Source organism: Micromonospora sp. CNZ303 (assembly GCF_004345505.1).
On the sequence record NZ_SLVT01000013.1, the window covers coordinates 64531 to 89421 of the forward strand.

The following is a 24891-nucleotide window of genomic DNA, read 5'->3' on the forward strand; positions in this document are numbered from 1 at the left end:
GCGGCCGCCGCTGGCCCACCACGGCCGCATCGTCGGCCGGAAAAACCTCGGTGACTGTCACCACGCACTCCTCGCGAGCCTTGATCCCAGACGGATTTCCTGGGCACGCGGGGAGCGGACACCGACGACGACGCGCCGCAGGGCAACGCGTCGGGATGGCGTCGGCCGTCCCACGCGGCCTCGGACCGCCACACACCCGGAAGCGGGCGTACGGCGCACTGGCAGGTCTTCGGACTCGCGGGCGCGACCGGGCTCGCCGGTCTCCTACTGGCCGTCGCTTCCCAGGCCGCTGGCGGCCCAGTGCTGATGACGGCGGTCGTTCCCACTCACCGCTGCGGGGCAGTCCCGGATTCCCACCGGGTTCCCTCTTGCCTCGACCACTCCGGATGAGCGGCCGAACCAGCTGCGCCGACACCATATATAGGGTTGGCTCCGTTGTCACACCCCACATGTCGGTCCCGGGCGTGTCGTCGGCGGCGCGGGGCACGCCCGTCGATCGCCGGCCAGAAGCCCGCGTCGATGCACCGACCCGCGCACCGGCACTCCGCGACGCAGTGCCGCTCTCTGGCTGCGGCGCCCCACAAACGACGATCAGAACGCCATGGACCCCGAAGTCGCCGGGTCACGTCCATGGCGTCCTGATCACGTTCGGGTGGGTCTGTCGGCGCGCTGGTGGCGGTGGAGGAGGGCCGCGAGGCGTGGCGACGCCTGCCGAACGCCCGGCCTCAGCCCGACCGCGGCTCGGCCGTGTTCCTAGACCCGGGTGACCCGGACGGCGTCGGCCACCAGGTAGCCGGTGGTGCTGGTCCAGCGGCTGACCGCGACCAGGTTCCGGTCGCCGGCGGCCAGGCCGAAGGTGCCCAGCGAGCGCCAGACGCCGCCGCTGGAGCGCTGGTCCACGTTGACCGTGCGGTTGCCCGAGGCGGTGACGACGACGTGCGGGGCCGAGCTGTTGTAGCCGGGGTCGGCCGGGTGCCGCACCTCGACGCGGTAGTTGCCGGCCGCCGGGATGTTCACCTTGAACCAGGCGGAGTCGCTGGCCAGCGTGGGGTTGGCGAAGCGGTAGTCGGCCCCGTAGCGCTGGGCGGAGTACGAGGAGGTGCCCCAGTTGGTGCTCGCCGTGAACCGCCCCGCCGTGGTGTTGTCCACGATGGTGCTGAACGTGGGCGGGTTGGGCGCGCTCAGGCCGAGGTAGGCGGCGATGCCCTCGGCGTGGCCACGGGCGGTGGCGGTGATGAAGTCGGCGCGCTTGAGCAGGTTCGAGTCGGCGACGGAGTCGATGAAGAGGTTCTCGGTCAGCACCGCGGGCATGGCCGACTCGCGCAGCATGTGGAAGTTCGCGGTCTTCAGCCCCCGATCGGTGACCCCACCGATCGTCCGCATGCCGCCGATCACCCTCGGGTGCAGGGCGTTGTGCAGGTTGACGGTGGCGGCGTCCGACGTCGGGTACCGGTAGCTCTCGAAGCCGGTGCCACCACCGGAGTTGATGTGCACGCTCACCAGCAGGTTCGCGCCCCACGCGTTGGCGTCGTCGGTGCGGTACGCCAGGCTGCGGGTGATGTCGGTCGTGCGCGACATCCGGACGTCGACGGCCCAGTTGGCCAGCAGGATGCTGCGCAGTTGCAGGGAGATGTCGAGTGTCAGGGCCTTCTCCTGCAGCCCGTTGCCGACCGCGCCGGGGTCGGTGCCGCCGTGGCCCGGGTCGATGTAGACCTTCGGCAGCGCCGCCCACGCGGGGCCGGCGACCATGGGGACGGCCGCGGCACCGGCGACGGCCGCAAGGAGGGTACGCCGCCGCAGCGTCCGGTTGTCGAACATGTGCACCTCGTCATCGGGAGAGATCGACAGTGCCCGCAATATAGCGGCAGGTCGATGCCTGATGAAAGATGTCTACATCCCTTGATCTGAGATTTGAAGGTTTCCTCCTCCGGGCCGCCGTGCCGGCCCCCGTGGCCCCGCCGGTGCGCCCGGGCCTGGCCTGTCGGTGGCACAGAAGTCACTGATCCCTGCGTGCCCACCGTGCAACCCACGCCGCCGCCGGTGCTGTTTCCCTCGTAGCGCCGATGCGCCCGCCTCGGCGCCGAGCTTGCCCACGACGCCCTGGCCGCCCTCGTCGTCCCGCCCATGCCGAGGTCGGTCAGCGCAATCCGTCGGTGGCGGCGAAATGAATGACGACTTCGTGGCGGACGGCGAGTTCGTCGGCAGCATGACGGCGGTTCCGCCTCACATTCCCGTGGCAGAGGCCTGGACACAACTCGTCCTGGCGACACCCGTCAGTCATCCGCCGCCCCCTCGATGGACACTCCCCCGCGCGCACCGCCGAAGCGACCCTGGCCGCGACGTACATCGACGCTCGCGTCACCTGGGCTGACCGCCCCCTCTTCCAGAGCAATCCCATGATCAGCGATCAGACGAGTAATCCCCGGATACCAGGACGCGGACCTCGCATAATGCTGCTGAAGTGCCGGACTGGAAGAGAACGTGTCTACGATGTACGCCCTCCACCCCTCCTCGCCGTTGGCGTTCAAGTCCTTCCGCCGGAACCAGATCCACTCGAAGGTGTCCAGGACCAGTTCTGCCGCAGCTCGGACCCTATGGCGATCCGGGTCATCGACACCAACAGGCTTCCCATCATAGAAGTACGGCCGAATATCGGGATATTCCATGAAGGTCTTGTCCAGCTCCCTGAAGAGACCGATGACGCCGTAGTAGGTGGAGACGTGATGAGCCCGCCGAGACAAACGGTGGCTGTAGATCGCAGAAAGCACCGCAGTCACTATCGCTACAATTGCCAAGATGTCTGATGGTTCCATCCAGAGTCCCGGGATATCCATTCTAGGGATGAGGCCTCAACGGAGAAAGACGACACGAGCCACAAGGCTGGAATCACGCTCGGAGCGAACCCGGCCGTCACCCACCGGGTCCCACCGCCGTCCACTGTCGTCCAGAAGCAGCGCACGTGACCGTCAAGAGCATGGTGACAGCAGGGGCGACTGAACTGCCCGACAACTCCGGCTACGCGTCTCGCGCATTGACTCATACCGACATTGTCCTGATAGCCGCAACCCGACACTCAATGAAGATCAAGTGGTCAGGGCGGCGAAGTCCGCGCGGCGGGCGGTGTAGACGCCCCGGACGGTATGACGCTTGGAGGCAGGCAAGATCTCCTGCTTGCTGAGCCTCGGGTGATGGCGCACCTGTCCGGAACCGGCGAGGATGGGCGCCTCGTTGACGGCGACCCCGATGAGGCCCAAGCCTACTTACCGATGGTCCCAACCCGGCAAGCACAGGGAGGTCCCGGCATTAGATCGACGGTGACGAGGGATGTGGCGCTCGGTGAGGAACCGGCTGCCGAGGATGGCCCGGAAGCCGCTCACGGCCTGGCGACGGCACGATCATGGTTCAGCGACCCTCCGGACGACTGAACCTCAGCTCCCGGCACCTACGCCCGTCATTTGGCGTTGAAGTAGCTCGCCTCCGGGTGGTGCACCACGATCGCGTCGGTCGCCTGCTCCGGCATCAGCTGGAACTCCTCCGACAACTGCACACCGATCCGCTCCGCGCCCAGCAGCTCCACGATCTTCGCCCGGTCCTCCAGGTCCGGGCAGGCCGGGTAGCCGAACGCGTACCGGCAGCCCCGGTAGTCGGTGCGCAGCAGACCCGCCAGGTCCGCCGGGTCGTCGTCGGCCACCGTACGGCCGCCCGGCAGGGTCAGCTCGGCGCGGATCCGCCGGTGCCAGTATTCCGCGAGGGCCTCGGTGAGCTGTACGGACAGCCCGTGCACCTCCAGGTAGTCGCGGTACTCGTTGCGGGCGAACATCTTCGCCGTGTACTCGCTGATCGGCTGCCCCACGGTGACCAGCTGCAACGCCACCACGTCCAGCTCGTCGCCGCGCGGGCGGAAGAAGTCGGCCAGGCAGAGCCGCCGCTCCTGCCGCTGCCGGGGAAAGGAGAACCGCGCCCGCTCGGAGTGCCCGTTCTCGTCCAGCACCACCAGGTCGTTGCCCTCGGCGTACGCCGGGAAGTAGCCGTACACCACGGCCGCCTCCAGCACCTGGTCGGCGATCAGCCGGTCCAGCCAGTAGCGCAGCCGGGGCCGGCCCTCGGTCTCCACCAGCTCCTCGTAGGACGGTCCCTGCCCGCTGCGGGCGCCCCGCAGGCCCCACTGCCCGAGGAAGGTGGCCCGTTCGTCGAGCAGCGCCGCGTAGTCGGCCAGCGGCACGCCCTTGACCACCCGGGTGCCCAGGAACGGCGGGGCGGGCACCTCCACGTCGGTGGCCACGTCGGAGCGGACCGACGCGTCGTCCAGCTCCGGCAACGACTCGCTGACGATCGCGCGCTGCCGCTCGCGGCGCGCCCGCCGGGCCGCCAGCGCCGCCTCCCGCTCCGCGTCGATCACGGGCGCCCCGCCGCGCTTGGCCGTCATCACCCGGTCCATCAGCGACAGTCCCTCGAAGGCGTCCCGGGCGTAGTGCACCTGGCCGGGGAACATCGCCCGCAGGTCGTCCTCGACGTACGCCCGGGTCAGCGCCGCGCCGCCCAACAGCACCGGCCAGCGCTCCGCGACCCCGCGCGACGCCATCTCGGCGAGGTTCTCCTTCATGATCACCGTGCTCTTGACCAGCAGCCCCGACATGCCGATCGCGTCGGCCCGGTGCTGCTCGGCGGCCTCCAGGATCGCGTTGATCGGCTGCTTGATGCCGATGTTGACGACCTCGTAGCCGTTGTTGGACAGGATGATGTCGACCAGGTTCTTGCCGATGTCGTGCACGTCCCCGCGCACGGTGGCGAGCACGATGCGGCCCTTGCCGCCGTCCTCGGCGGTCTCCATGTGCGGCTCCAGGTACGCCACGGCGGTCTTCATCACCTCGGCGGACTGGAGCACGAACGGCAGCTGCATCTGACCGGAGCCGAACAGCTCGCCGACGACCTTCATGCCGTCGAGCAGAATGTCGTTGATGATGGACAGCGGGCTGCGCCCCCGAGTCATCGCCGCGTCCAGGTCGGCCTCCAGGCCGTTGCGCTCGCCGTCGATGATCCGCCGCTTGAGCCGCTCCTCCAGCGGCAGGGCGGCCAACTCCTCCGCCCGCCCGGCCCGCGCCGACGCCGCGTCCACGCCCTCGAAGATCTCGATGAACCTCTGCACCGGGTCGTAGCCCTCGCGGCGGCGGTCGTAGACGAGGTCCAGCGCCGCCTCCCGCTGCTCGTCGGGGATCTTGTTGAACGGCAGGATCTTGCTGGCGTGCACGATGGCGCTGGTCAGCCCGGCCTCGCGGCACTCGTGCAGGAAGACCGAATTGAGCACCTGCCGGGCCGCCGGGTTGAGTCCGAACGAGACGTTGGAGATGCCGAGGGTGAAGTTGACGCCCGGCCAGCGGCGGGCGATCTCGCGGATCGCCTCGATGGTCTCGATGCCGTCGCGCCGGGTCTCCTCCTGGCCGGTGGCGATCGGGAAGGTCAGCGCGTCGATCAGGATGTCCGCGCGGTCCATCCCCCACCGCCCGGTGAGGTCGTCGATCAGCCGACCCGCGACCCGCACCTTCCAGTCGGCGGTACGCGCCTGCCCCTCCTCGTCGATGAGCAGCGCCACCACGGCGGCGCCGTGCTCCCTGACGATGGGCATCACCCGGGCGTAGCGGGACTCCGGCCCGTCGCCGTCCTCGAAGTTGACCGAGTTGACCACGCAACGGCCGCCGAGCATCTCCAGGCCCGCCTCGACCACTGCGGGCTCGGTCGAGTCCAGCATGATCGGCAGGGTGGAGGCGGTGGCGAAGCGGCCGGCGAGTTCCCGCATGTCCTGGGTGCCGTCGCGGCCGACGTAGTCGACGCACAGGTCCAGCAGGTGCGAGCCGTCGCGGGCCTGGCTGCGGGCGATCTCCACGCAGGCCCGCCAGTCGCCGGCGAGCATGGCCTCGCGGAACGCCTTGGAGCCGTTGGCGTTGGTGCGCTCGCCCACCATCAGCAGGGAGGCGTCCTGGGCGAACGGCACCGGGTGGTAGACCGACGAGACGCCGGCCTCGTGCCGCGGCTCGCGCGGTGCCGGGCGCGTGCCGTGCAGGCGCTCCGAGAGGACCCGGATGTGCTCGGGGGTGGTGCCGCAGCAGCCGCCCACCAGCGAGACGCCGTACTCCGTGACGAACCGCTCCAGCGCGTCGGCCAACTCGACGGGGGTCAACGGGAAGTACGCCCCGTCGGCGGTCAGCACCGGCAGGCCCGCGTTCGGCATCACCGACAGCGGGATCCGGGAGTGCCGGGACAGGTAGCGCAGGTGCTCGCCCATCTCGGCCGGCCCCGTCGAGCAGTTCAGCCCGATCAGGTCGACCCCCAACGGCTCGATGGCCGCCAGCGCCGCCCCGATCTCGCTACCCACCAGCATGGTGCCGGTGGTCTCCACGGCGACGTGACAGATGATCGGCACCGTCCGGCCGAGCCGGGCCATGGCCCGCTTCGAGCCGACGACGGCGGCCTTGACCTGGAGCAGGTCCTGGCAGGTCTCCACGATCAGCGCGTCCGACCCGCCCTCGATCAGGCCCTCGGCGTTCTCCTGGTACGCGTCGCGCAGGGTCGCGTAGGCCGCGTGCCCGAGGGTGGGCAGCTTGGTGCCCGGGCCGATCGAGCCCAGCACGAAGCGGGGCCGCTCGGGGGTGGCGTACGCGTCGGCGGCCTCCCGGGCGAGGCGGGCCCCGGCCTCGGAGAGCTCGCGGATGCGGTGCTGGATGTCGTACTCGGCCAGGTTGGCCAGGTTGGCCCCGAAGGTGTTGGTCTCGACGCAGTCCGCGCCGGCGGCCAGGTACGCCTCGTGCACCCCGCGCACGACGTCCGGTCGGGTGGCGTTGAGGACCTCGTTGCAGCCCTCGTAGCCCTCGAAGTCGTCCAGGGTGAGGTCGGCCGCCTGCAGCATCGTGCCCATCGCGCCGTCGGCGATGAGAATCCGGTCTGCCAGTACGTCGAGCAATGAGGTGCGCACAGGATCAGGTTAGTGCCGTCGCCCGCCGATGGATTCCCCCGCACGTGCCTTCCCACATTGTGTCAGCGGGATCACGCTGTCCGGTTCATCGTGGTATGGCCGGCCGGAGCCGGGCTCGACCGGCGCGGCCGACGGGCCGCATCCCGCCCCGACACGTAGGCTGACGGACGTGAAGGACAACAGCGACAGCACCACGCCCGGCGGGCGGACGACCGGGTCCGGTCCCGGCGCCGCCCCCGACGAGCAGGGTGAGGTGACGGCGTGACCGAGTTCGACGGACTGCCGGTGCTGCGGTCCCCCGTGGCGATCGCCGCGTTCGAGGGCTGGAACGACGCCGCCGACGCCTCCACCGCCGCCGTCGAGCACCTGGAGCAGGTGTGGCAGGCCCGGCAGGTCACGGAGCTGGACCCGGAGGACTTCTACGACTTCCAGGTCAGCCGCCCCACGATCACCATGGCCGAGGGCGAGACCCGCCGGGTGGAGTGGCCGACGACGCGCTTCATGGTGGCCAGCCCCGAGGGCACCGAACGGGACGTCGTACTGATCCGGGGCATCGAGCCGAGCATGCGGTGGCGCACCTTCTGCGAGCAGGTGCTGGAGATCTGCCACAGCCTGGAGGTCGAGCGGGTCGTCGTGCTCGGCGCGCTGCTGGCCGACGTGCCGTACACCCGGCCGCTGCCGATCAGCGGCAGCGCCTCCGACGCGGAGGCCGCCCAGCGCTACCAGCTCACCCCCACCCGCTACGACGGGCCGACCGGGATCGTCGGCGTGCTGCACGACGCCTGCAACAAGGCCGAGGTCGACGCCGTCTCGTTCTGGGTGCACGTGCCGCACTACGCCAACAACCCGCCCTGCCCGAAGGCCACCCTCGCCCTGCTGCACCGCGTCGAGGAGGTGCTCGACCTGCCGGTGCCCATGACCGACCTGGCCGAGGAGGCCGCCGAATGGGAGCAGCGGGTGCGCAGCGCCGCCGAGCAGGACGCCGAGCTCGGCGAGTACGTGCGTGAGCTGGAGGAACGCGTCGGCGACGCGGGCATCACCCCGCTGACGGGTGACGAGATCGCCCAGGAGTTCGAGAAGTACCTGCGCCGCCGCGGCGGCTCCGCTGGCCCCACGGCCGGCTCCTGGTAGCACTTTCCCCTGCCTCATCGGCCCCGGACGCGTGTCGTCCGGGGCCGATTTTTCGCGTGTCCGGGGTGGCACCGTCACCACCTCTAAGGCATCCTAGGAACCTAGCTGTCATCGAGGAGGCGGGCATGCAGATCAATCCGGGGGCTGCCGAGTTCCCGCACCGGCAGATCGCCGCGCAGCTCAAGACCCAGATCCGCCGCGGCGACTGGGCACCGGGCGAGCGACTGCCGTCCATCCCGGCCATCGCCGAGATGTTCGGCGTGGCGAAGCAGACCGTGCAGCGCGCCGTCGACCAGCTGCGGGTCGAGGGCATCCTGATCACCAAGCCCGGCTCCGGGACGTACGTCCGAGGCACCCGGCGGCGGCTCAACCGGCTCTCCCGGGGCCGCTATGGCGGGTTCCGCGGCTACCACACCGACCTGGCCGCGCGGTACCGGCAGCAGCTCGTCTCCGTCGGCAGGGCCCCCGCCCCGCCGGAGGTGGCCGACGCGTTCGGGGTCGCCGACGGCACCGACCTGCTCTGCCGCCGCCACCTCGTGCGCACCGAGGACTCCCCCGTCGAGGTGGGTGCCTCGTGGTTCCTGCCCGCCGACACCGCCGGCACCTCGCTCGAGCGCGCCGAGGCGTTCGGCCGGCCGCTCTACCAGGAGGCCGAGGAGGCCACCGGCCGACGGTACGTCTCCGCCACCGACACCATCAGCGCCCGTCAGCCCAGCCGCGAGGAGGCCGAGATCCTCCAGATCCGCCCCGACACCCCGGTGCTGCACCTGCTGCACGTGGCCTACGACGGCCACCGCAAGCCGATCGAGGTCGCCCAGGCCACCTGGCCCGGCCCGGTCACCACGCTGACCGAGGAGTACAAGATCCCCGCCCCGACCCCCGACCCCATCCCGGACCCGGGCCTGGTCCTCGGCTAACCCATCCCGCCCCGGCCCCCTGCCCGCCCCGGCCCGGCCCACCGCGCCCCGCCGATCATGCACTTCTGGTGGGCGACTACCGCCGTTATGCACCTTCTGCGGGGCACCACAACTGCATGATCGACGCCGCGAGGGGCGAGGCCACGGCGACGCCGCGAGGGGCGCGGCCACGGCGGGCCGGGGGCGGGAGCGGGTCAGAGGCGGAGGCCGAGGAGGGCGTCCAGGGTGGTGGCGAAGAGGGTGGGGGCGGCCGGGTCGTCGGCGGTGCCGGCGAGGGTCGCCTCGGCCCATTCGTCGGCCAGCGCCAGGGCGCCCGGCGAGTCCAGGTCGTCGGCGAGGCGGGCGCGTACGCCGGCCAGGAACTCCTCGCCCGACGGGCCAGCGGGCGCGGCGGCGGCCCGCCGCCAGCGGGCCAGCCGCTCCAGCGACGTCGCGAGCAACTCGTCGGTCCAGGCGCGGTCGGTGCGGTAGTGCCCCGAGAGCAGAGCCAGCCGGACCGCCATCGGGTCGACCTGGTCGGCGCGCAGCCGGGAGACGAAGACCAGGTTGCCCCGGGACTTCGACATCTTCTCGCCGTCGAGGCCGATCATGCCGGCGTGCACGTAGTGCTGCGCGAAGGGCGCGGCGCCGGTGAGCCGCTCGGCGTGCGCGGCGGAGCACTCGTGGTGGGGGAAGATCAGGTCGTTGCCGCCGCCCTGCACGTCGATCCGGTCGCCGAGCAGGTTGAGCGCGATGACCGTGCACTCGATGTGCCAGCCGGGGCGGCCGGCGCCCAGCTCGCCGCCCGGCCAGGACGGCTCACCCTCGCGGGCGCCCCGCCACAGCAGCGGGTCGAGCGGGTCGCGCTTGCCGGCCCGGTCCGGGTCGCCCCCGCGCTCGGGGAAGATCTCCAGCATCTGCTCCCGGGTCAGGTTGGACTCGTAGCCGAAGCGGGGGGTGGCGGCGATGTCGAAGTAGACGTCCCCGGTGCCGTCCTCCAGGCGGTAGGCGGCCCCGTCCTTGAGCAGCACGAGGACCTTGTCGGCGATGTCGGGGATCGACTCCACCGCGCCGACGTAGTGCGCTGGCGGGATGATCCGCAGCGCCTCCATGTCCTCGCGGAACAGCGCGGTCTCCCGCATCGCCAGGACCTTCCAGTCCTCGCCGTCCCGCTCGGCCCGCTCCAGCAGCGGATCGTCGATGTCGGTGACGTTCTGCACGTAGTGCACGTCCCGGCCGGCGTCCCGCCACACCCGCTGCACCAGGTCGAACGCGATCATGGTGGCGGCGTGGCCCAGGTGCGTGGCGTCGTACGGGGTGATGCCGCAGACGTACATGGTCGCGGTGCCGGCCGGATCGCTCGGGTGGGCGCCCTGCCGCGCCGAGTCGAACAACGACAGCGGCTGGCCCCTGCCCGGCAGCCGCGGCACCTCATGTCCCGCCCAAGAGTCCATGACCGTCAGCCTAACCAGCCGGCGCGGCGCGGCAGGCCCGGCCCACAGTGATCAACATGACAGCGCCGCGGGGACGGCCCGGGCGCGCTCACATGGGGGGCCAGGGCACCGCCGGCCAGTCCTGCGAGGGCTGCGGGAACAGGCCGGTGTGCCGCAGCCGGTCGACCCGGGCCGCCAGCTCGGCGACCTCCCGGATGGTCAGGTGCTCGGCCAGCTCGGCGCCCAGTGCCTTGGAAAGCTGGCCGGCGAGTGCGTCGAGCATCTCCACGGCGTCCGCCGGCAGTTGCCGCCCGGCCCAGCCCCAGAGCACCGTGCGCAGCTTCTCCTCGACGTGGAAGCTCACCCCGTGGTCGACGCCGTAGATCCGGTCGTCCGGGCCGACCAGCACGTGCCCGCCCTTGCGGTCCGCGTTGTTGATCACCGCGTCGAGCACCGCGAGCCGGGCCAGCCGCGGATCGTCGGCGTGCGCCAGCGCGTACGGTGTGCCGTCGTCGTCGCGGGCGGCCGCGATCGGGAACCACCGGGGCGGCAGCGCGTCGGCCGGCACGAACCCGACCAGGGGCTCGGCCTCCTCCGGCTCGTCGATCCAGAGCTGACACGATCCCGGTCCGAACGGGCCGTCGCGCAGCACGGTCGGCGGCACCAGGTCCCATCCGGTGGCCCGGGAGACCACGTACGCCGAGACCTCCCGGCCGGCCAGCGTGCCGTCCGGGAAGTCCCACAGCGGGCGCTCGCCCCGCACCGGCTTGTAGACGCAGCGGGCCGTCACCCCGTCGAGGGTCAGGATGCCGCGCAGGGTCGTGTTGGAGGCGTCGACGAGCCGCCCCTCCAGGTCGAGGTGGCCGTCACGCAGCAAGCGGAGCGCGGCCTCGCCGTCCTGTCGGGGCTGGAGATCCGACGAGGTCACCGGTGATAACCGTTGTGGCGCGGACAGAGATGACCGGCGGGATCGAGGGGCTGGCCGCAGAGCGGGCAGGGCGGACGACCGGCGTTGACCACCCGCCGGGCCCGCTCGATGAACTGTCGGGTCGCCTCGGGGGTCAGCCGCACCCGGAGCCGGTCGAGGTCCTCGTCCGGTTCCTCGTCCTCGTCCTCGGCGTCCTCGTCGTCGTCGGGCTCACCGAGCTCGACCTCGACCTCCGCCTCGCCCACGGCGATGGCCTCGATCACCACGGTCGCGGTGTCGACGTCGAACGCCAGCCCGAGCGTGCCGACCCGGAACTCCTCGTCGACGGGCGTGTCCAGCGGGTCGTTGTCGCCGACGGCGGCCACCGGCTCGGGCAGCTCCACCCCGAAGCGACGCTGTGCCTCGGAGAGCAGCTCCTCGAGCTTCTCGGCCAGCAATGACACCTGGACCTTCTCCAGCGCGACGCTGACCAGCCGGCCACCGCCGCGCGCCTGGAGGAAGAACGTGCGCTCCCCCGGCGGCCCGACCGTCCCGGCGACGAACCGCTCCGGCGGCTCGAAGGCGTGCACCTGGTGGGTCATACCCACGACCCTATCCGGCGCGCCACAACGCCGCGTACCCCACCGACGCGAATCGCCGTACCCCCGCCGCGCCCGGCACACCGTGCGCCGCACCCGGGCGTGGCGGCCGGCAAGACCCCGGGCCCGCGCCGCGGCGTGGTCGCGGACGGGAAGCTCGGCCCGCACCGGCGCGCGGACTCCTCGTCGGCCGGGGCGGGCGCAACGGGCGCCGCGGACGGGACGGCCGCCACGCCCCGGCACCGGCCCGCCGGACGCGCCGCCTTGCCGCGAGGCCGTGGGTCGGGGCGCCGCCGGCAGGTCACCGGCCCGCCCCCGCGCCGCCGCCGACCGGCGCGTCGGAGTCGGCCGCGCCGGTCGCCCGCGTCGCCCGGCGACGACGCTTGCGCGGCGGCGGCACCAGCCCGGCCAGGTCGCCGCCGGTGTCGTTGAGCCGCATAAGGAACGGCCGCAGCGGCGTGTAGCGGATCGCCGTCACCGACGCCGGGTCGGCCACGATCCGCTGGAACAGATCCAGATGTACGCCGAGCGCGTCGGCCACGATCGCCTTGATCACGTCGCCGTGGCTGCACGCCAGCCAGACCGCCTCCGGGCCGTGCTCGGCGGTGATCCGGGCGTCCCACGTACGCACCGCGGTGACCGCCCGCGCGGCCATCGCGGCCATCGCCTCCCCCTCCGGGAACACCGCGGCGCTCGGATGCTGCTGCACGACCGGCCAGAGCGGCTCCTTCGCCAGCTTCTTCAGCGGCTGCCCCTCCCAGGCGCCGTAGCCGCACTCGATGAGGCCCTCCTCGACGACCGGGGCGGCCCCGGGCAGCGCCAGCTCCAGGGTCTGCCGGCACCGGATCAGCGGACTGGTCACCACCGCCGCGAGCGGCACGGCCCGCAGCCGCTCGCCGACCGCCGTCGCCTGGGCGCGGCCCGTCTCGTCCAACTCGACGGGCTGGCGGCCGGCCAGCCCGCCGTCCGCGTTCGCGGTCGTCCGGCCGTGTCGCAAGAGCAGAAGGGTCGCCACGGGACCACCCTATGACCTGGCCGCGACGGCGGTCGCCCTCCGTGCCGCGACGCCGGTCACCGTACGCGCCGACCGTCCGAATTCGGAGCAATGACCGGATAGCATCCGGGGTGGCCGCTTCGTGTCGGCGGCCGGGCGGACAGGTGGTCCGAGACCTCACCCGGAGGGTGCGTGCGACGCGATGGGCGACTCGGTTTCCCCGCCATCCTCCACGGCCGGCGACCCGCCCGACCCCGACGACGCCCTGCGGGAGTTCCGTCACCCGCTGCTGGTGCTCGCCCTCACCACCGGCATCGCCGGCTTCGTGGACGCCTTCGCCTTCCTGCGCTACGGCGCGTTCGTGGCCAACCAGTCGGGCAACGCCATCTTCCTGGGCCTCAGCACGGCCGGGCGGCACCCCACCTGGCCCGAGTCGGCCGCCTCGCTGGTGGCGTTCGCCGTCGGCACGGGCGTGGTCTCGCAGGCGCGCGCCGCCCGCAGCCGCTGGTCGCCGGCCGCCCGAGGGCTCGCCGCCGCCGTGCTCGCGATGTCGCTGTGGGCGGTGCTCAACGTCCTGCTCCGCCACGGCCAGCAGGGCGGGCTGGCGCGCCTCGCCCTCGCCGCCGTCGGCGGCCTCGCCCTGGGCGCCCTGGCGACGCTGTTCGCCCGTACCGCCGGCATCACCACCGCCATCACCTACCAGTCGGGCACGGTGGCGAAGACCGGCGAACGTGTCGGCCGTTGGCTCGTCGGTCCGGACCCGGGCCGCGGGCGGGCCCGGCAGGGCGTACTCCTCGGACTGCTGGGGTTGACCTGCTACGCCGCCGGCGGCGGCGTCGGCACCCTGGCGCAGGAACGTCCCCTCTGGGTGCCGGCCTGGGCGGCACTGGCCCTGTCGTGCGTGGCGCTCCTGCTCCGCCGGGCCCGCAACCGACCGTGACCCGCCCGAGGGCCGCCCGATCCGCGTACGGCTGGCGAGGCATCCGCCGGCGGTCCCCGGGCTACGTGCCGCCGTCGCGTCCCGCCGGCCACGCCCTGCCCGTTGACCCGCGGCGGACGGAGGCGGGTCAGCGTACGTCCGTCGCGGGCTGGACGTCCTGGACGAAGCTCTCCGACCGGTCCGCGCCGTAGCGGCCCAGCACGTCGAGCACCGCGGGCACCGCCTCCTGCCGCACCACCACCTCGACCCGGGCCCGGTCCAGCAGGTCCTGGTCCTGCCAGTACCCCCGAGGCAGCGCGCGGGGGGCCGGCTCGCCGGTGGCGACGGTCGCATCGGAGACCACGATGGCGGTGGCGCCCGCCCCACGCAGGGCGTCGCGCAGTTCCCGGGTGCTCGGTAGCCGCGTCGGGTCCACCGTCGCGGTCACCAGCCGGGCGGGCCCGGCCGGCCGCGCGGGCCCGGCCGCGGCCCCGTCCCGCCCGGCGGGGTGCTGCCGGCGCCCCGGCGCGCCCGTGCCGCTGAGCCCCGCGACCCCACCGAGGTGGTACGCGGCGGTGCCCTGCTGGGCGTGGTCGAGGTCGTCCTGCGCCTCGGCCGGGGCACGCAGCCCGACGAGCGCCTGCACGGCGGCGGCGATCGCCCAACTGAGGACGAAGGCGAAGGCCACCACGGCCACCACGCCGACGAGTTGGTGCCAGAGCAGGGATCCGCCGCCGCCGAGAAAGAGCCCGTCCTTGCCGAGCGGATTCACGCCACTGTCGCCGAAGAGGCCGAGCAGCAGCGTGCCGAGCATGCCGCCGACGAAGTGCACCGCCAGGACGTCCAGCGCGTCGTCGAGCCGGAGCAGGTACTTCAACCGCAGCGCCGTGTGGCAGACGAGGCCGGCGATCGCGCCGATGACGATGGCGGAGATCGCGTTGACGTATCCGGCGGCCGGGGTGACCGTCGCGAGCCCCGCGACGGCACCGGAGACGCTGCCCACCACGGTGCTGTGGCCGTCCTTGAGCCGCTCGGCGACCAGCCAGACGAGCATGCCGGCCGCGGCGGCGAGGTGGGTGTTGATCAGCGCCTGGGCGGCCACCCCGTTGGCCTGGAGTCCGTCGCCGCCGTTGAAGCCGAACCAACCGAACCAGAGGATGCCCGCGCCCAGGATGGTAAGCGGGATGGAGTTGGGCGGAGCGGCGGTGCGCGGCCAGCCGCGTCGGCGCCCCACCACCAGCAGGGTGCCCAGGACGGCGGCTCCCGCCGAGGCGTGCACCACCAGCCCGCCGGCCCAGTCCTGGGTGCCGAACTTCGCCAACCAGCCGTCGGGGTGCCACAGCCAGTGCGCGATCGGCGCGTAGACCACGACGGACCAGACGGCCAGGAACAGCGCCCAGCCGAGGAACTTCAGCCGGCCGGCGGTCGCCCCGGTGACGAGCGCGGGGGTGATCACCGCGAACATCATCTGGTAGGCGACGAACGCCAGGGTCGGTACGGTCACCTGGCCGGCGACGACGTGCAGGTTGGGCGCGGGCGGGACGCCGAGGTCGGTCAGCCCGAGCAGTTCGAGGTTGCCGAAGAGGCCGGTGCCGGCGTCGTCGCCGAAGGCGATCGTGTAGCCGACCAGCACCCAGGTGAGGCTGACGACGCCCAGCGCGACGATGTTCTGCTGCAGCATCGCGAGCACGTTGCGGGTGCGGACCATCCCGCCGTAGAAGGCCGCCAGGCCGGGGGTCATGAACAGCACCAGGCCGGTGCAGACCAGCACCCAGGCGGTGTCGCCCGAGTCCACCGCTTGCTGAGCGAGCACGGGAGCTCACCTCTCCTCTCGGTACGGTCAGACGGTGCGCTTCACGGCGGAGACGACGGTCTCCTCGACGCGTTCGTGGTTGGGCAACGGCGCGAAGTGCCGCTTGGGCAGCAGCAGCAACCAGGTGGCGATGTTGAACGGCCCCGTCAGCACGGGGATGGCCAGCGGCGTGAGCACGGTCGCCAGGGCCAGTTGGACGACGAGCGTCAACGCGATGCCGAACAGGGTGTAGAGCGTCGCCAGCGCGCCGGGGCGGTGCATCACCGCGCCCACCGCGATGGCCGTCAGCACCGCGTTGAAGCCGTACAGGCCCTTGTCGAGCGAGGCCCCGTCGGCGCCGAACCAGAGCGCCAGCAGGGTCGCCCCGACGCTGCCGACCAGCGCGAAGAGCGCCGAGAAGCGGGAGTTGACCAGCAGCGCGACCACGATGATCAGCCCCGTGACCCAACTGTCGATCAGGAACACCTGGGACACGCCGCGAAGGAACGTCGGCACGAGGTCCCCGTCGAAGCTGCCGCCGGCCGACGGCCCCTGGCCGGGGAACTTCGGTGTCATGTCGGTCGACACGGTGAACCGGTCGAGCTGGTACGCGGCCAGCAGCAGCACCCACGTCGTCAGCACGAACGGGAACGTGAACGCGGTCAGGCCCCACTTCTTGAAGATCGCGTTCAGGGCCAGCGTCACCACGGTCGTGGCCGCCGCGCCGAGCACCAGGTAGAGCCACGTCAGCGGCCGGTCGTCGAGGAACGTCGGTACGGCGAGCCCCGTCAGCAGCGGGCTGAAGCCGAACATCCCCTGTCGCAGCGAGGACCGGTCCACCTGGAGGACGAGGGCCGTCACGGTGCCGACGACGAGACCGAGGACGCCGCCGCCGAAGACCCGCGGCTGCCCGTCCTCGAACGCGCCCCAGGCGAGCGCGACGAGGATCAGCAGGCCGCTGAGCGCGTTGTTCTGGAAGACGACCTGCGCGGGCCCGCGCAGGCAGGCATCGACGAACCCGACCACCGGGTTGCGGCTGCTCAGCCTGTGCCAGCCGTGCGTCACGGCGCTCACGGCGACCTCCTTGGTGGGCTCAACGCCAGCTGAACGCGGGTGGGAAGGTGTGGCCGGTCACCTCTTCGCGGGCGGCCACGCAGAAGGCGCGTACCGCGGCGCGTACCGGTTCCGTCTCCTGGCCCAGGACCTTGAAGACGAGACCCGCGTCGTTGGGCAGCCGGCTGACGGCGCTGGCCAGCGGCGTCCGCTCGTCCCAGACCGGCGTGGAGGTCCGCTCGTAGACCCGGGCGGCCCGCTCGGGGTCGGTGAGCAGCACGACGTTGGCGAAGACGTGGAAGCGGTCCATGACCCCGACCCGGGCCGCCTCGAACGTGGCGGGGGTCGCCACGAACTTCTCCACGAACAACTGCCGGCCGTCGGGCCGCTCGGCCCGCACCGAGCAGGAGTAGAGGTCGTACGCGAAGAGTTCGCCGTCGCGGTAGTGCTTGCGGCCGGGTTGCAGGACCTCGCCGTAGAGCAGTGTGGCGCTCTGCGGCAGCCGCACCCGGGTGTCGGTGACGAACCGGCTGCCCCGGTACGGGATGGTGGGCTCCGGGAGGTACTCCAGGTAGGCGTCCTCGGCGAGGGTGAAGCGCTGGACCTGCGTACCGTAGTTCGCGTCCATCTCCTGGATCTTGGTGGCGGACTGGGTCACGAGGTGCGCCTGGCTGCCGGGCGCCAGGTCCACGTCCACGTGCAGCCGGTCGCCCTGCAACACGCCGCCGGAGGTGGTGAGGATCATGACGCAGGGCAGCTGCGGCATCTCCTCGTCCCAGTAGAGCGCCCGCTGGACCAGCAGCGGCGACTGCCGGTAGAGGTCGTGCAGGATGGTGCGTTCCCCGCGCCGCTCGAACCCGAGGCGCAGCACCCCGACCTTGCCGTTGGCCCCGGCGGGCAGCTGGGCCGGTTGGTCCTGGTACGGCGCCAGCTCCCGCGCACCGTCCAGTGTGATCATGCGACCACTTCGGCGTCGAACAACGCGTTGCGGCGGATCAGCGAGACCAGTTCGTCGACGCCCTCGCCCGTCTTGCAGTTGGTGAACACGACGGGCTTGCCGTTGCGCATCGCGTCCGCGTCGCGCGCCATGACGTCGAGGTCGGCGTCCACGTAGGGCGCCAGGTCCGTCTTGTTGACGACGAGGATGTCGGACTTGGAGATGCCCGGGCCGTTCTTGCGCGGGATCTTGTCGCCGGCCGCCACGTCGATGACGTAGATGAAGTAGTCGACGAGCGCGGGACTGAACGTCAGGGTGAGGTTGTCCCCACCGCTCTCGATCAGCACCACATCGCTGTCCGGGAAGCGGGCCTCCATGTCCTCCACGGCGGCCAGGTTCATGCTCGGGTCCTCGCGTACCGCCGTGTGCGGGCACGCCCCGGTCTCCACCCCGAGGATCCGCTCCTCGACCAGCACCCCGGTCAGCGCGCGTCGGACGTGCTTGGCGTCTTCCGTGGTGACGACGTCGTTGGTGATCACCAGCACCCGCAGTCCGTTCTCCACGAACCGGGGCACCACCGCCTCGATGATCGCGGTCTTGCCGCTGCCCACCGGGCCGCCCACGCCGATACGACTTGCCGACTTCATCTCGTGACCTGTCCTTCTGGGGAGTTGTTCGGATTCGCGAGGGGTGGTTTTCGCGCGGTCGCCCTTCGGGGGCGTCTCAACTCATGAACATCCGCACGTGGGTGTGCTGGTGCGCGGCGGCCAGGACATCGAGGTGGGGGCCGAAGGTCTGCATGTCGTCGAGGTCCGCGGTGCGTACCTCGCGGTAGTCGTCGGCGACCTTCTCGTTGACCGCGAAGAGGATGGACTGCGCGTCGAGGTGGTCGACCCGCATCAACCGCACGGCCGCGCCGAGCACCGTGGAGGCCGTGCCGTACTGGTGGGCCGCGAAGGCGTCCTCCTCGCCGACCCCGAGGTCGGCGAAGACCACCCCGAGGGCGACCGGATAGGTGACCGGCACGCCGGTCGCCGACTCGCCGATCCGCTTCTTCAGCAGCGTCTCCCCGACGATCCGGGTCGCGGCCTCCGCGAGCTTGCGCCCCATGCGTACGGACATGACGCGCATCTCTTCGTTGATCTTGCGCAGGTGCACGGCCTCGTCGGCGCGCCGGATCCGGTCGAGGTCCCCGGCGGCGGCGCCCCGGTGGCCGGCGAGCAGGGCCACGCCGTCTCCGGTGGCGGCCAGCCGGGTGACCGACCGGACGAACTCCTGGAGGGTCGTCCGGTCGTGGACGACTCCGTGCTCGACGGCCATCTCCAGCCCGTTGGAGAAGGAGAACGCGCCCACCGGGAAGACCGAGTCGCCGAACTGCAGCAGCTTCAGGGTCCCGGCCATCGTGCGCACCGCCCGCCCCCTCAGTTCAGGTCGGCGGGCAGGTGCGAGTGCGGCGTCGAGTCGGCCCCGCCGAACAACCGCCGCGACTCGTGCGGCGCGAGGTACGCGATGACCTCGGTGCCGGGAACGAACTCGTGGGTGATCCCGGTGAAGGCGTGGGTACGCATCACCGAGTCCATGACCTTGCGGTCGACGGTGAGCGGGACGTACATCTTCGCGCCCTTGACCACGGCGGGCCAGTGCTGGTTGCCGATGGCGTGCCCGAGTTCGACGGCCGAACGGATCAGCAGATCGGCCGACTCGCCGCGCAGCTTCTCCAGGTCGACCACCATCACGTCGCCAAGCTGCACCCGGGCCACCACCGCCGTGGCGGTCAGGTCGTCCCAGGCCAGGACGTCGCCGTCGCGCAGCCGCACGCCGCGCTCCAGCGAGACCGACAGCTCGGCGCCGGAGGTCGTCATCTTGCGGATGCGGCTCTTCTGGGCGTCCCACTGGTCGAGCACCAGGTCGTCGATGCGCGCCTCCCTCAGCCGGGCCGTCCAGTCCGGCTCGTTCATGTTGCCCAGCACCGTCTCGACGAGCACGGGCCTCTCCTCTCGGTCGGGGGCCGGGGACCGCGCACGTCGGCGGACGGTCCCCGGCGGTGGTCAGCTGAAGAAGTAGAGCTGGCTGAGGGGGAGGTCGCGGGCCGGCGGCACCGTCGCGTGCACGCCGTCCATCTTCACGGCGAAGGTCTCCGGGTCGACCTCGAGCTTCGGCGTACGGTCGTTGCGCACCATGTCCCGCTTGGTCAGTCCCCGGGTCCGGTACACGGGCATGACCTGCCGTTGCAGGCCGAGCTGCTCGGCGATGCCGGCCTCGTACGCGGCCCGGGACACGAAGGTCACGCAGGTCCTGGCGAGCTGGCTGCCGTACGCGGCGAACGAGGGGCGGTAGTAGACCGGCTGCGGCGTCGGCAGCGAGGCGTTCGGGTCACCCATGATCGACCAGGCGATCATGCCGCCCTTGAGGACCAGCTTCGGCTTGGCGCCGAAGAACGCCGGTTCCCAGAGCACGAGGTCGGCCATCTTGCCCGGCGTGACCGATCCCAGCACGTGCGAGATCCCCTGGGTGATGGCCGGGTTGATGGTCATCTTGGCCACGTACCGCAACACCCGGAAGTTGTCGTTGGCGTCCGAGTCCTCGGCGAGCTTGCCGCGGGTGGCCTTCATCTGCCCGGCGAGCTGGATGGTGCGCAGCCAGGTCTCGCCGACGCGCCCCATGGCCTGCGAGTCGCTCTGCATCATCGAGATGACGCCCTCGTCGAGCAGGACGTCCTCGGCCGCGATCGTCTCGGTACGGATGCGGCTCTCGACGAAGGCCACGTCCGAGGGGACCTGTGGGTTGAAGTTGTGGCAGACCATGATCATGTCGTACAGCTCGGACTGGCTGTTGATGCCGTAGGGCACCGTCGGTGTGGTTGAGCTGGGCAGCACGTTCATCTGTCCGGCGATCTTGATGACGTCGGGGGCGTGCCCGCCGCCGGCGCCCTCGGTGTGGAAGGTGTGGATCGTGCGGCCCTCGAACGCGGCGATGGTGTCCTCGAGGTAGCCGCTCTCGTTGAGGGTGTCGGTGTGGATGCTGACCTGCACGTCGAACTCGTCGGCGACGTCCAGGCAGGCCCGGATCACCGCGGGCGGGGCGCCCCAGTCCTCGTGGATCTTGAAGCTCGGCGCGCCGGCCATGATCTGCTCCACCAGGGGCGCCCGGCCGGTGCTGTTGCCCTTCGCCATCAGCCCGATGTTGATGGGGATGGTCTCGAAGGCCCGCATCATCGCCTGGATGTTCCAGGGTCCGGGGGTGATGGTGACGCCGTTGGTGCTGTCGGTCGGTCCGGTGCCGCCGCCCCACAGGGTGGTCACGCCGTTGCTGAGGGCGGCCTGCGCCTGGAACGGCGTCACCAGGTGCACGTGCGTGTCGATGCCCCCCGCCGTGAGGATGAGGTGCTCACCGGAGATCGCCTCGGTGCCCGGCCCGGTGATCAACTCGGGCGTGACCCCGTCCATGACGTTCGGGTTGCCGGCCTTGCCGATGCCGGCGATCTTGCCGTCCTTGACCCCCACGTCGGCCTTGACCACGCCGAGGATCGCGTCGAGGACGGTCACGTTCGTGATGACCAGGTCCAGGCCGCCCTCTGCGTTGGTGTACTGGTTGTGCACCCCCATGCCGTCGCGCAGCGTCTTGCCGCCGCCGTACATCACCTCGTCGCCGAGGACCCGCAGATCCCTCTCGATCTCGATGTAGAGATCCGTGTCGCCAAGCCTGATCTGGTCGCCCGTCGTGGGGCCGTACATTCCGGAATACTCTTGCCGGGAAATCTGGCTCATCTGATCTTCTCTCCTGCCCGAGGCTGGCAGCCCTGCGGGATAGTGGACCTACTTCTTCCTGCCCTCGGGCTTGTCCTGCTGCGCGGGCTTCTTCTGCGGTTCGGGCTTGTCCTGCTGCTCCGGGCCGAACGTGAAGCCCCGGGTCCTGGCGTTGTGGATCGCCGCCGTCCGGTCCGGCCGATAGCTGGGCGTCGCCTCGCTACCGGTCCAGCCCTGCACCAGCCCGTTGAACCCGTAGACGCGCTGCTGCCCGCCGAACGGAATGAGCTGCACGGTCTTCCTGTCACCCGGCTCGAACCGGACGGACGTCGTCGCCGGGATGTTGAGCCGCTTGCCGAAGGCCGCCTCACGGTCGAAGGCGAGCATCCGGTTGACCTCGAAGAAGTGGAAGTGCGAGCCGACCTGGATGGGTCGGTCACCGGTGTTCTGCACGACGACTTCCGTGACCGGCCGGCCCGCGTTCAACTCCAGCGGCTGGTCGCTGAGCACGTAGCCACCGATGGGCCGCACGTGCTTGGAGTTGGGGCCGGGATGCTGCTTGGCCATTTCTGCTCCGCCTTCCTGGAGACGCCTCTGGGCTCGCCTATCGGATCGGTGAGTGCACGGTGACCAGCCGGGAGCCGTCGGTGAAGACCGCCTCGACCTGCACCATCGGCAGCATGTCCGGCACGCCCGGCATCACGTCGTCGGCGCTGAGCGTGCTGCGGGCCTCGTTCATGACCTCTTCGACCGTCTTGCCCTCCCGGGCCCCCTCCAGGGCGGCGGCGCAGATCACCGCGACAGCCTCGGGATGGTTGAGCTTGATCCCTCTGGCCTTGCGGGCGTTGGCGACGACGGCCATCGAGAGGATCGTGAGCTTGTCGAATTCCTTCGGTGTCAGATGCACTGTCCTGGTCCTTCGCGACTGTCGATCGGGAGCCGCCGGCCGGGCCGGACGGACGCGGCTCAGCCTCGACACCGGCAGCGGGCCGAACTTCGACATCGCCTGTCCGCTACGCCGGTTAAGTGCGGCTTCGGGTAGAACCGTACGCTTTGGCGTGACGTCGTGGATCCGAATGGGGCAACTACCCGCGCCACCGGTCAGCCGGACCGGCCGGCGGCGCCGCGGGAGCGCCCGGCGCGACCACCAGCGCTCCACAGCTGCTGGATCTCCTCGAGGGTCCTGCCCTTCTTCTCCGGCAGGTACCGCCAGACGAAGAGGAAGCCGATCACACAGGTGCCGGCGAAGAGCGCGAACACCCCGGACCGTCCCAGGGCGCTGAGGAAGCTCAGGAAGAACTGCGTGACGAGGTACTCCGTCCCCCAGTGCGTCGCGGAGGCGATCGCCACGCACCGGCCCCGGATGTGTCCCGGGAAGATCTCGTTGATCACGGTCCAGGCGGCCGGTCCGATCGACATGGCGCAAGCCGGCCCCCGTATCCGCTGCGGGTACGGGGGCCGACGGAGGCGGGCGGGTCAGGTGGCGCTGATGGTGCCCGTCATCAGCAGGGCGAGCACCAGGGTGCCCACCGCGACCCGGTACAGCACGAAGACGTACAGGGTGTGGTGGGCGACGTAGCGCAGCAGCCAGGCGATGGCCGCGTATCCGACGCCGAAGGCGATGATCGTGGCGACGACCATCTGGACCACGGTCGGCACCGACGTGCCGGGCGCCGCCGGCTCGAAGACGTCGCCGACGCTGAAGATCCCGGACATCACCACCGCCGGGATGGCCAGCAGGAACGAGTAGCGCGCCGCCGCCTCCCGGGTGAGGTTGAGGAACAGCCCGGCGGTGAGCGTGCCGCCCGAGCGCGACACCCCCGGGATGAGCGCCATCGCCTGGGCGAAGCCCATCACCACACCGTCGCGCATCTTGAAGTTCACCAGGGTGCGGGTCTGCCGCCCCCAGTACTCGGCGAACGCCAGCACGAACGCGAACACGATGAGCGTGGTCGCCACCAGCCACAGGTTCCGGCCGGCGGTGCGGATCTGGTCCTTGAACAGGAAACCGAACAGCCCGATCGGGATCGAGCCGACGATGACGTACCAGCCCATCCGGTAGTCGAGGCTGGCACGCACCGACTTGTCCCTGATGCCGACCAGCCACGTACGGGTGATGCGCCAGATGTCCTTGGCGAAGTAGATCAGCACCGCCGCCTCGGTGCCCAACTGGGTGACCGCGGTGAACGACGCCCCGGCGTCCCGGTCGAAGAAGATCGCCGAGGTGATCCGCAGGTGACCGGACGAGCTGACCGGAAGGAACTCGGTCAGTCCCTGGACGATGCCCAGGACGATGGCCTCGACCCAGGTCACTCGCCGACTCCCGAGAGGTCCAGCGCCTCGGCGACGGTACGCAGGGTCTGCACGCCGCTGTCCCGGTCGGCCGCGAACAGGGTCACCGACAGGGTGGTGACGCCGGCGGCGGCGTACTCCCGCATCCGCTCGGCGATGCGCTCCTTCGGGCCCAGCAGCGAGGTGCGGTCGATGAACTCCAGCGGCACCGCGGCGGCGGCGTCGCGCTGCCGCTTGGCCAGGTAGAGATCCTGCACCTCGCGGGCGGCGTCGCCGTAGCCCATCCGGGTGGCGAGCTGGTTGTAGAAGTTCTGCTGGCGGCTGCCCATGCCGCCGACGTAGAGGGCCGCATACCAGCGGACCAGCTCGGCGCAGGTGGCGATGTCGTCGCCGACCACCACGGGCACCGACGGGACCACGTCGAAGCCGGCGAGCTCCTTGCCGGCCTTCGCCCGGCCGGCGCGCACCGACGCGAGCTGCTCCTCGGCGAACTCGGGGGCGTAGAAGATCGCCAGCCAGCCGTCGGCGATCTCACCGGCCAGCTCCAGGTTCTTCGGGCCCACGGCGGCGAGGTAGATCGGGATGTGCTCGCGCGGCGGGTGGAAGCCCAGCTTCAACGCCTTGCCCGGGCCGTCGGGCAGCGGCAGCGTGTAGAACTCGCCGTCGTACGCGACGGACTTGCGGGCGACGGCCAGCTTGACGATGTCCACGAACTCGCGGGTCCGCGCCAGCGGCTTGGCGAACCGTACGCCGTGCCAGCCCTCGGAGACCTGCGGACCGGACACGCCGAGGCCCAGCCGGAACCGGCCGCCGGACAGCGCGTCGATGGTCGCCGCGGTCATCGCGGTCATCGCCGGGGTACGGGCGGGGATCTGCATCACCGCGCTGCCCAGGTCGATCCGCTCCGTCTGCCCGGCCATCCAGGCGAGCATGCTCGGCGAGTCGGAGCCGTAGGCCTCCGCCGCCCACACCACCGAGTAGCCGAGCCGGTCCGCCTCCTGGGCGAAAGCCAGGTGATCGGCCGGTGTGCTCCACGCCGTCTGGTATCCGAGGCTGAGCCCGAGTCGCACTAGGTCCTCCCCCATCCGCACCACAGGTCGCATCAGGTTACGCAATGCCCCAAGTCGACCCGTTCACCGGTCGCCACCACCGGGGGCGGTGCCCGGACGGTCGGAAACGCGACGCGCCCGGCACACTTGACGGGAGCGAGGATATCGGCGGGCCC

At 71.3% G+C, this 24891-nt stretch carries 22 protein-coding genes and 1 riboswitch; of the genes, 3 read left to right on the plus strand and 19 right to left on the minus strand.

The window, feature by feature from the left end:
• Nucleotides 1-204: 204 nt before the first annotated feature.
• Nucleotides 205-419, minus strand: a riboswitch (cobalamin riboswitch).
• Nucleotides 420-753: 334 nt separating this feature from the next.
• The 3 genes from EV374_RS32990 to metH all read right to left on the minus strand — a co-directional run bounded on the left by EV374_RS32990 (nucleotide 754) and on the right by metH (nucleotide 6967).
• Nucleotides 754-1818, minus strand: a complete 1065-nt coding sequence (locus EV374_RS32990; protein ID WP_207914415.1) for a golvesin C-terminal-like domain-containing protein — start codon at nucleotides 1816-1818, stop codon at nucleotides 754-756.
• A 455-nt stretch (nucleotides 1819-2273) separates the two neighbouring features.
• Nucleotides 2274-2777: a hypothetical protein gene (locus EV374_RS20755; protein ID WP_132237857.1), complete on the minus strand. Its 504-nt coding sequence runs from the start codon at nucleotides 2775-2777 to the stop codon at nucleotides 2274-2276.
• A gap of 674 nt (nucleotides 2778-3451) precedes the next feature.
• Nucleotides 3452-6967, minus strand: a complete 3516-nt coding sequence (gene metH / locus EV374_RS20760) for a methionine synthase (protein ID WP_207914417.1) — start codon at nucleotides 6965-6967, stop codon at nucleotides 3452-3454.
• A 261-nt stretch (nucleotides 6968-7228) separates the two neighbouring features.
• Between metH and EV374_RS20765 the strand changes: the two genes are divergently transcribed.
• Nucleotides 7229-8098, plus strand: coding sequence for a PAC2 family protein (locus EV374_RS20765; RefSeq protein WP_089000610.1), 870 nt, complete (start codon nucleotides 7229-7231; stop codon nucleotides 8096-8098).
• A 125-nt stretch (nucleotides 8099-8223) separates the two neighbouring features.
• Entirely contained in the window at nucleotides 8224-9015 is a 792-nt protein-coding gene (locus EV374_RS20770) for a GntR family transcriptional regulator (protein WP_132237859.1), read from the plus strand.
• Nucleotides 9016-9209: 194 nt separating this feature from the next.
• On the opposite strand, the gene mshC is transcribed toward EV374_RS20770, so the two are convergent.
• The 4 genes from mshC to EV374_RS20790 form a co-directional block, all read right to left on the minus strand.
• A complete protein-coding gene (gene mshC / locus EV374_RS20775; protein WP_132237861.1) occupies nucleotides 9210-10448 on the minus strand; it encodes a cysteine--1-D-myo-inosityl 2-amino-2-deoxy-alpha-D-glucopyranoside ligase in 1239 nt (412 codons plus the stop codon).
• 88 nt (nucleotides 10449-10536) lie between these two features.
• Complete coding sequence (locus EV374_RS20780; RefSeq protein ID WP_132237863.1) at nucleotides 10537-11355, minus strand: SCO1664 family protein; 819 nt, start codon at nucleotides 11353-11355, stop codon at nucleotides 10537-10539.
• Complete coding sequence (locus EV374_RS20785) at nucleotides 11352-11936, minus strand: DUF3090 domain-containing protein (protein WP_132237865.1); 585 nt, start codon at nucleotides 11934-11936, stop codon at nucleotides 11352-11354. Before EV374_RS20785 ends, EV374_RS20780 begins: the two co-directional genes overlap by 4 nt.
• A 298-nt stretch (nucleotides 11937-12234) precedes the next feature.
• Nucleotides 12235-12948 (minus strand): histidine phosphatase family protein, encoded by a 714-nt coding sequence (locus EV374_RS20790; RefSeq protein ID WP_132237867.1) that lies wholly within the window; start codon nucleotides 12946-12948, stop codon nucleotides 12235-12237.
• 181 nt (nucleotides 12949-13129) lie between these two features.
• On the opposite strand from EV374_RS20790, the gene EV374_RS20795 reads away from it, so the two are divergent.
• Nucleotides 13130-13867 carry a YoaK family protein gene (locus tag EV374_RS20795; protein WP_132237869.1) on the plus strand — a complete coding sequence of 246 codons (738 nt, stop codon included), beginning with the start codon at nucleotides 13130-13132 and terminating at the stop codon, nucleotides 13865-13867.
• A 127-nt stretch (nucleotides 13868-13994) separates the two neighbouring features.
• On the opposite strand, the gene amt is transcribed toward EV374_RS20795, so the two are convergent.
• The 12 genes from amt to EV374_RS20855 form a co-directional block, all read right to left on the minus strand.
• Nucleotides 13995-15659 carry an ammonium transporter gene (amt, locus tag EV374_RS20800; protein WP_486485877.1) on the minus strand — a complete coding sequence of 555 codons (1665 nt, stop codon included), beginning with the start codon at nucleotides 15657-15659 and terminating at the stop codon, nucleotides 13995-13997.
• Between the two features lie 27 nt (nucleotides 15660-15686).
• Nucleotides 15687-16712, minus strand: a complete 1026-nt coding sequence (yut, locus tag EV374_RS20805) for an urea transporter (protein ID WP_132237871.1) — start codon at nucleotides 16710-16712, stop codon at nucleotides 15687-15689.
• Between the two features lie 19 nt (nucleotides 16713-16731).
• Nucleotides 16732-17649: an urease accessory protein UreD gene (locus tag EV374_RS20810; RefSeq protein ID WP_132237873.1), complete on the minus strand. Its 918-nt coding sequence runs from the start codon at nucleotides 17647-17649 to the stop codon at nucleotides 16732-16734.
• Nucleotides 17646-18275, minus strand: coding sequence for an urease accessory protein UreG (ureG, locus tag EV374_RS20815; RefSeq protein ID WP_132237875.1), 630 nt, complete (start codon nucleotides 18273-18275; stop codon nucleotides 17646-17648). Before ureG ends, EV374_RS20810 begins: the two co-directional genes overlap by 4 nt.
• A 76-nt stretch (nucleotides 18276-18351) precedes the next feature.
• Nucleotides 18352-19029: an urease accessory protein UreF gene (locus EV374_RS20820; RefSeq protein ID WP_132237877.1), complete on the minus strand. Its 678-nt coding sequence runs from the start codon at nucleotides 19027-19029 to the stop codon at nucleotides 18352-18354.
• A 20-nt stretch (nucleotides 19030-19049) separates the two neighbouring features.
• The gene (locus tag EV374_RS20825; RefSeq protein WP_132237879.1) at nucleotides 19050-19613 is read right to left on the minus strand and encodes an urease accessory protein UreE; all 564 of its coding nucleotides are present in this window, start codon (nucleotides 19611-19613) and stop codon (nucleotides 19050-19052) included.
• Between the two features lie 63 nt (nucleotides 19614-19676).
• A complete protein-coding gene (locus tag EV374_RS20830) occupies nucleotides 19677-21395 on the minus strand; it encodes an urease subunit alpha (protein ID WP_132237881.1) in 1719 nt (572 codons plus the stop codon).
• Between the two features lie 48 nt (nucleotides 21396-21443).
• Nucleotides 21444-21941 (minus strand): urease subunit beta, encoded by a 498-nt coding sequence (locus EV374_RS20835; protein WP_132237883.1) that lies wholly within the window; start codon nucleotides 21939-21941, stop codon nucleotides 21444-21446.
• Between the two features lie 37 nt (nucleotides 21942-21978).
• Nucleotides 21979-22281 carry an urease subunit gamma gene (locus EV374_RS20840; protein WP_132237885.1) on the minus strand — a complete coding sequence of 101 codons (303 nt, stop codon included), beginning with the start codon at nucleotides 22279-22281 and terminating at the stop codon, nucleotides 21979-21981.
• 194 nt (nucleotides 22282-22475) lie between these two features.
• Entirely contained in the window at nucleotides 22476-22793 is a 318-nt protein-coding gene (locus EV374_RS20845; protein ID WP_486485878.1) for an MFS transporter, read from the minus strand.
• 57 nt (nucleotides 22794-22850) lie between these two features.
• Nucleotides 22851-23687 carry an undecaprenyl-diphosphate phosphatase gene (locus tag EV374_RS20850; protein ID WP_132237887.1) on the minus strand — a complete coding sequence of 279 codons (837 nt, stop codon included), beginning with the start codon at nucleotides 23685-23687 and terminating at the stop codon, nucleotides 22851-22853.
• Nucleotides 23684-24736 (minus strand): LLM class F420-dependent oxidoreductase, encoded by a 1053-nt coding sequence (locus tag EV374_RS20855; RefSeq protein WP_132238108.1) that lies wholly within the window; start codon nucleotides 24734-24736, stop codon nucleotides 23684-23686. Before EV374_RS20855 ends, EV374_RS20850 begins: the two co-directional genes overlap by 4 nt.
• Between the last annotated feature and the right edge of the window lie 155 nt (nucleotides 24737-24891).

Coding starts and splice junctions, on each gene's coding strand:
- EV374_RS32990 (WP_207914415.1), bottom strand. CDS start 1,818: ATGTTCGACAACCGGACGCTGCGGCGGCGTACCCTCCTTGCGGCCGTC.
- EV374_RS20770 (WP_132237859.1), top strand. CDS start 8,224: ATGCAGATCAATCCGGGGGCTGCCGAGTTCCCGCACCGGCAGATCGCC.
- mshC (WP_132237861.1), bottom strand. CDS start 10,448: ATGGACTCTTGGGCGGGACATGAGGTGCCGCGGCTGCCGGGCAGGGGC.
- EV374_RS20785 (WP_132237865.1), bottom strand. CDS start 11,936: ATGACCCACCAGGTGCACGCCTTCGAGCCGCCGGAGCGGTTCGTCGCC.
- EV374_RS20795 (WP_132237869.1), top strand. CDS start 13,130: ATGGGCGACTCGGTTTCCCCGCCATCCTCCACGGCCGGCGACCCGCCC.
- EV374_RS20810 (WP_132237873.1), bottom strand. CDS start 17,649: ATGATCACACTGGACGGTGCGCGGGAGCTGGCGCCGTACCAGGACCAA.
- ureG (WP_132237875.1), bottom strand. CDS start 18,275: ATGAAGTCGGCAAGTCGTATCGGCGTGGGCGGCCCGGTGGGCAGCGGC.
- EV374_RS20820 (WP_132237877.1), bottom strand. CDS start 19,029: ATGGCCGGGACCCTGAAGCTGCTGCAGTTCGGCGACTCGGTCTTCCCG.
- EV374_RS20830 (WP_132237881.1), bottom strand. CDS start 21,395: ATGAGCCAGATTTCCCGGCAAGAGTATTCCGGAATGTACGGCCCCACG.
- EV374_RS20835 (WP_132237883.1), bottom strand. CDS start 21,941: ATGGCCAAGCAGCATCCCGGCCCCAACTCCAAGCACGTGCGGCCCATC.
- EV374_RS20845 (WP_486485878.1), bottom strand. CDS start 22,793: ATGTCGATCGGACCGGCCGCCTGGACCGTGATCAACGAGATCTTCCCG.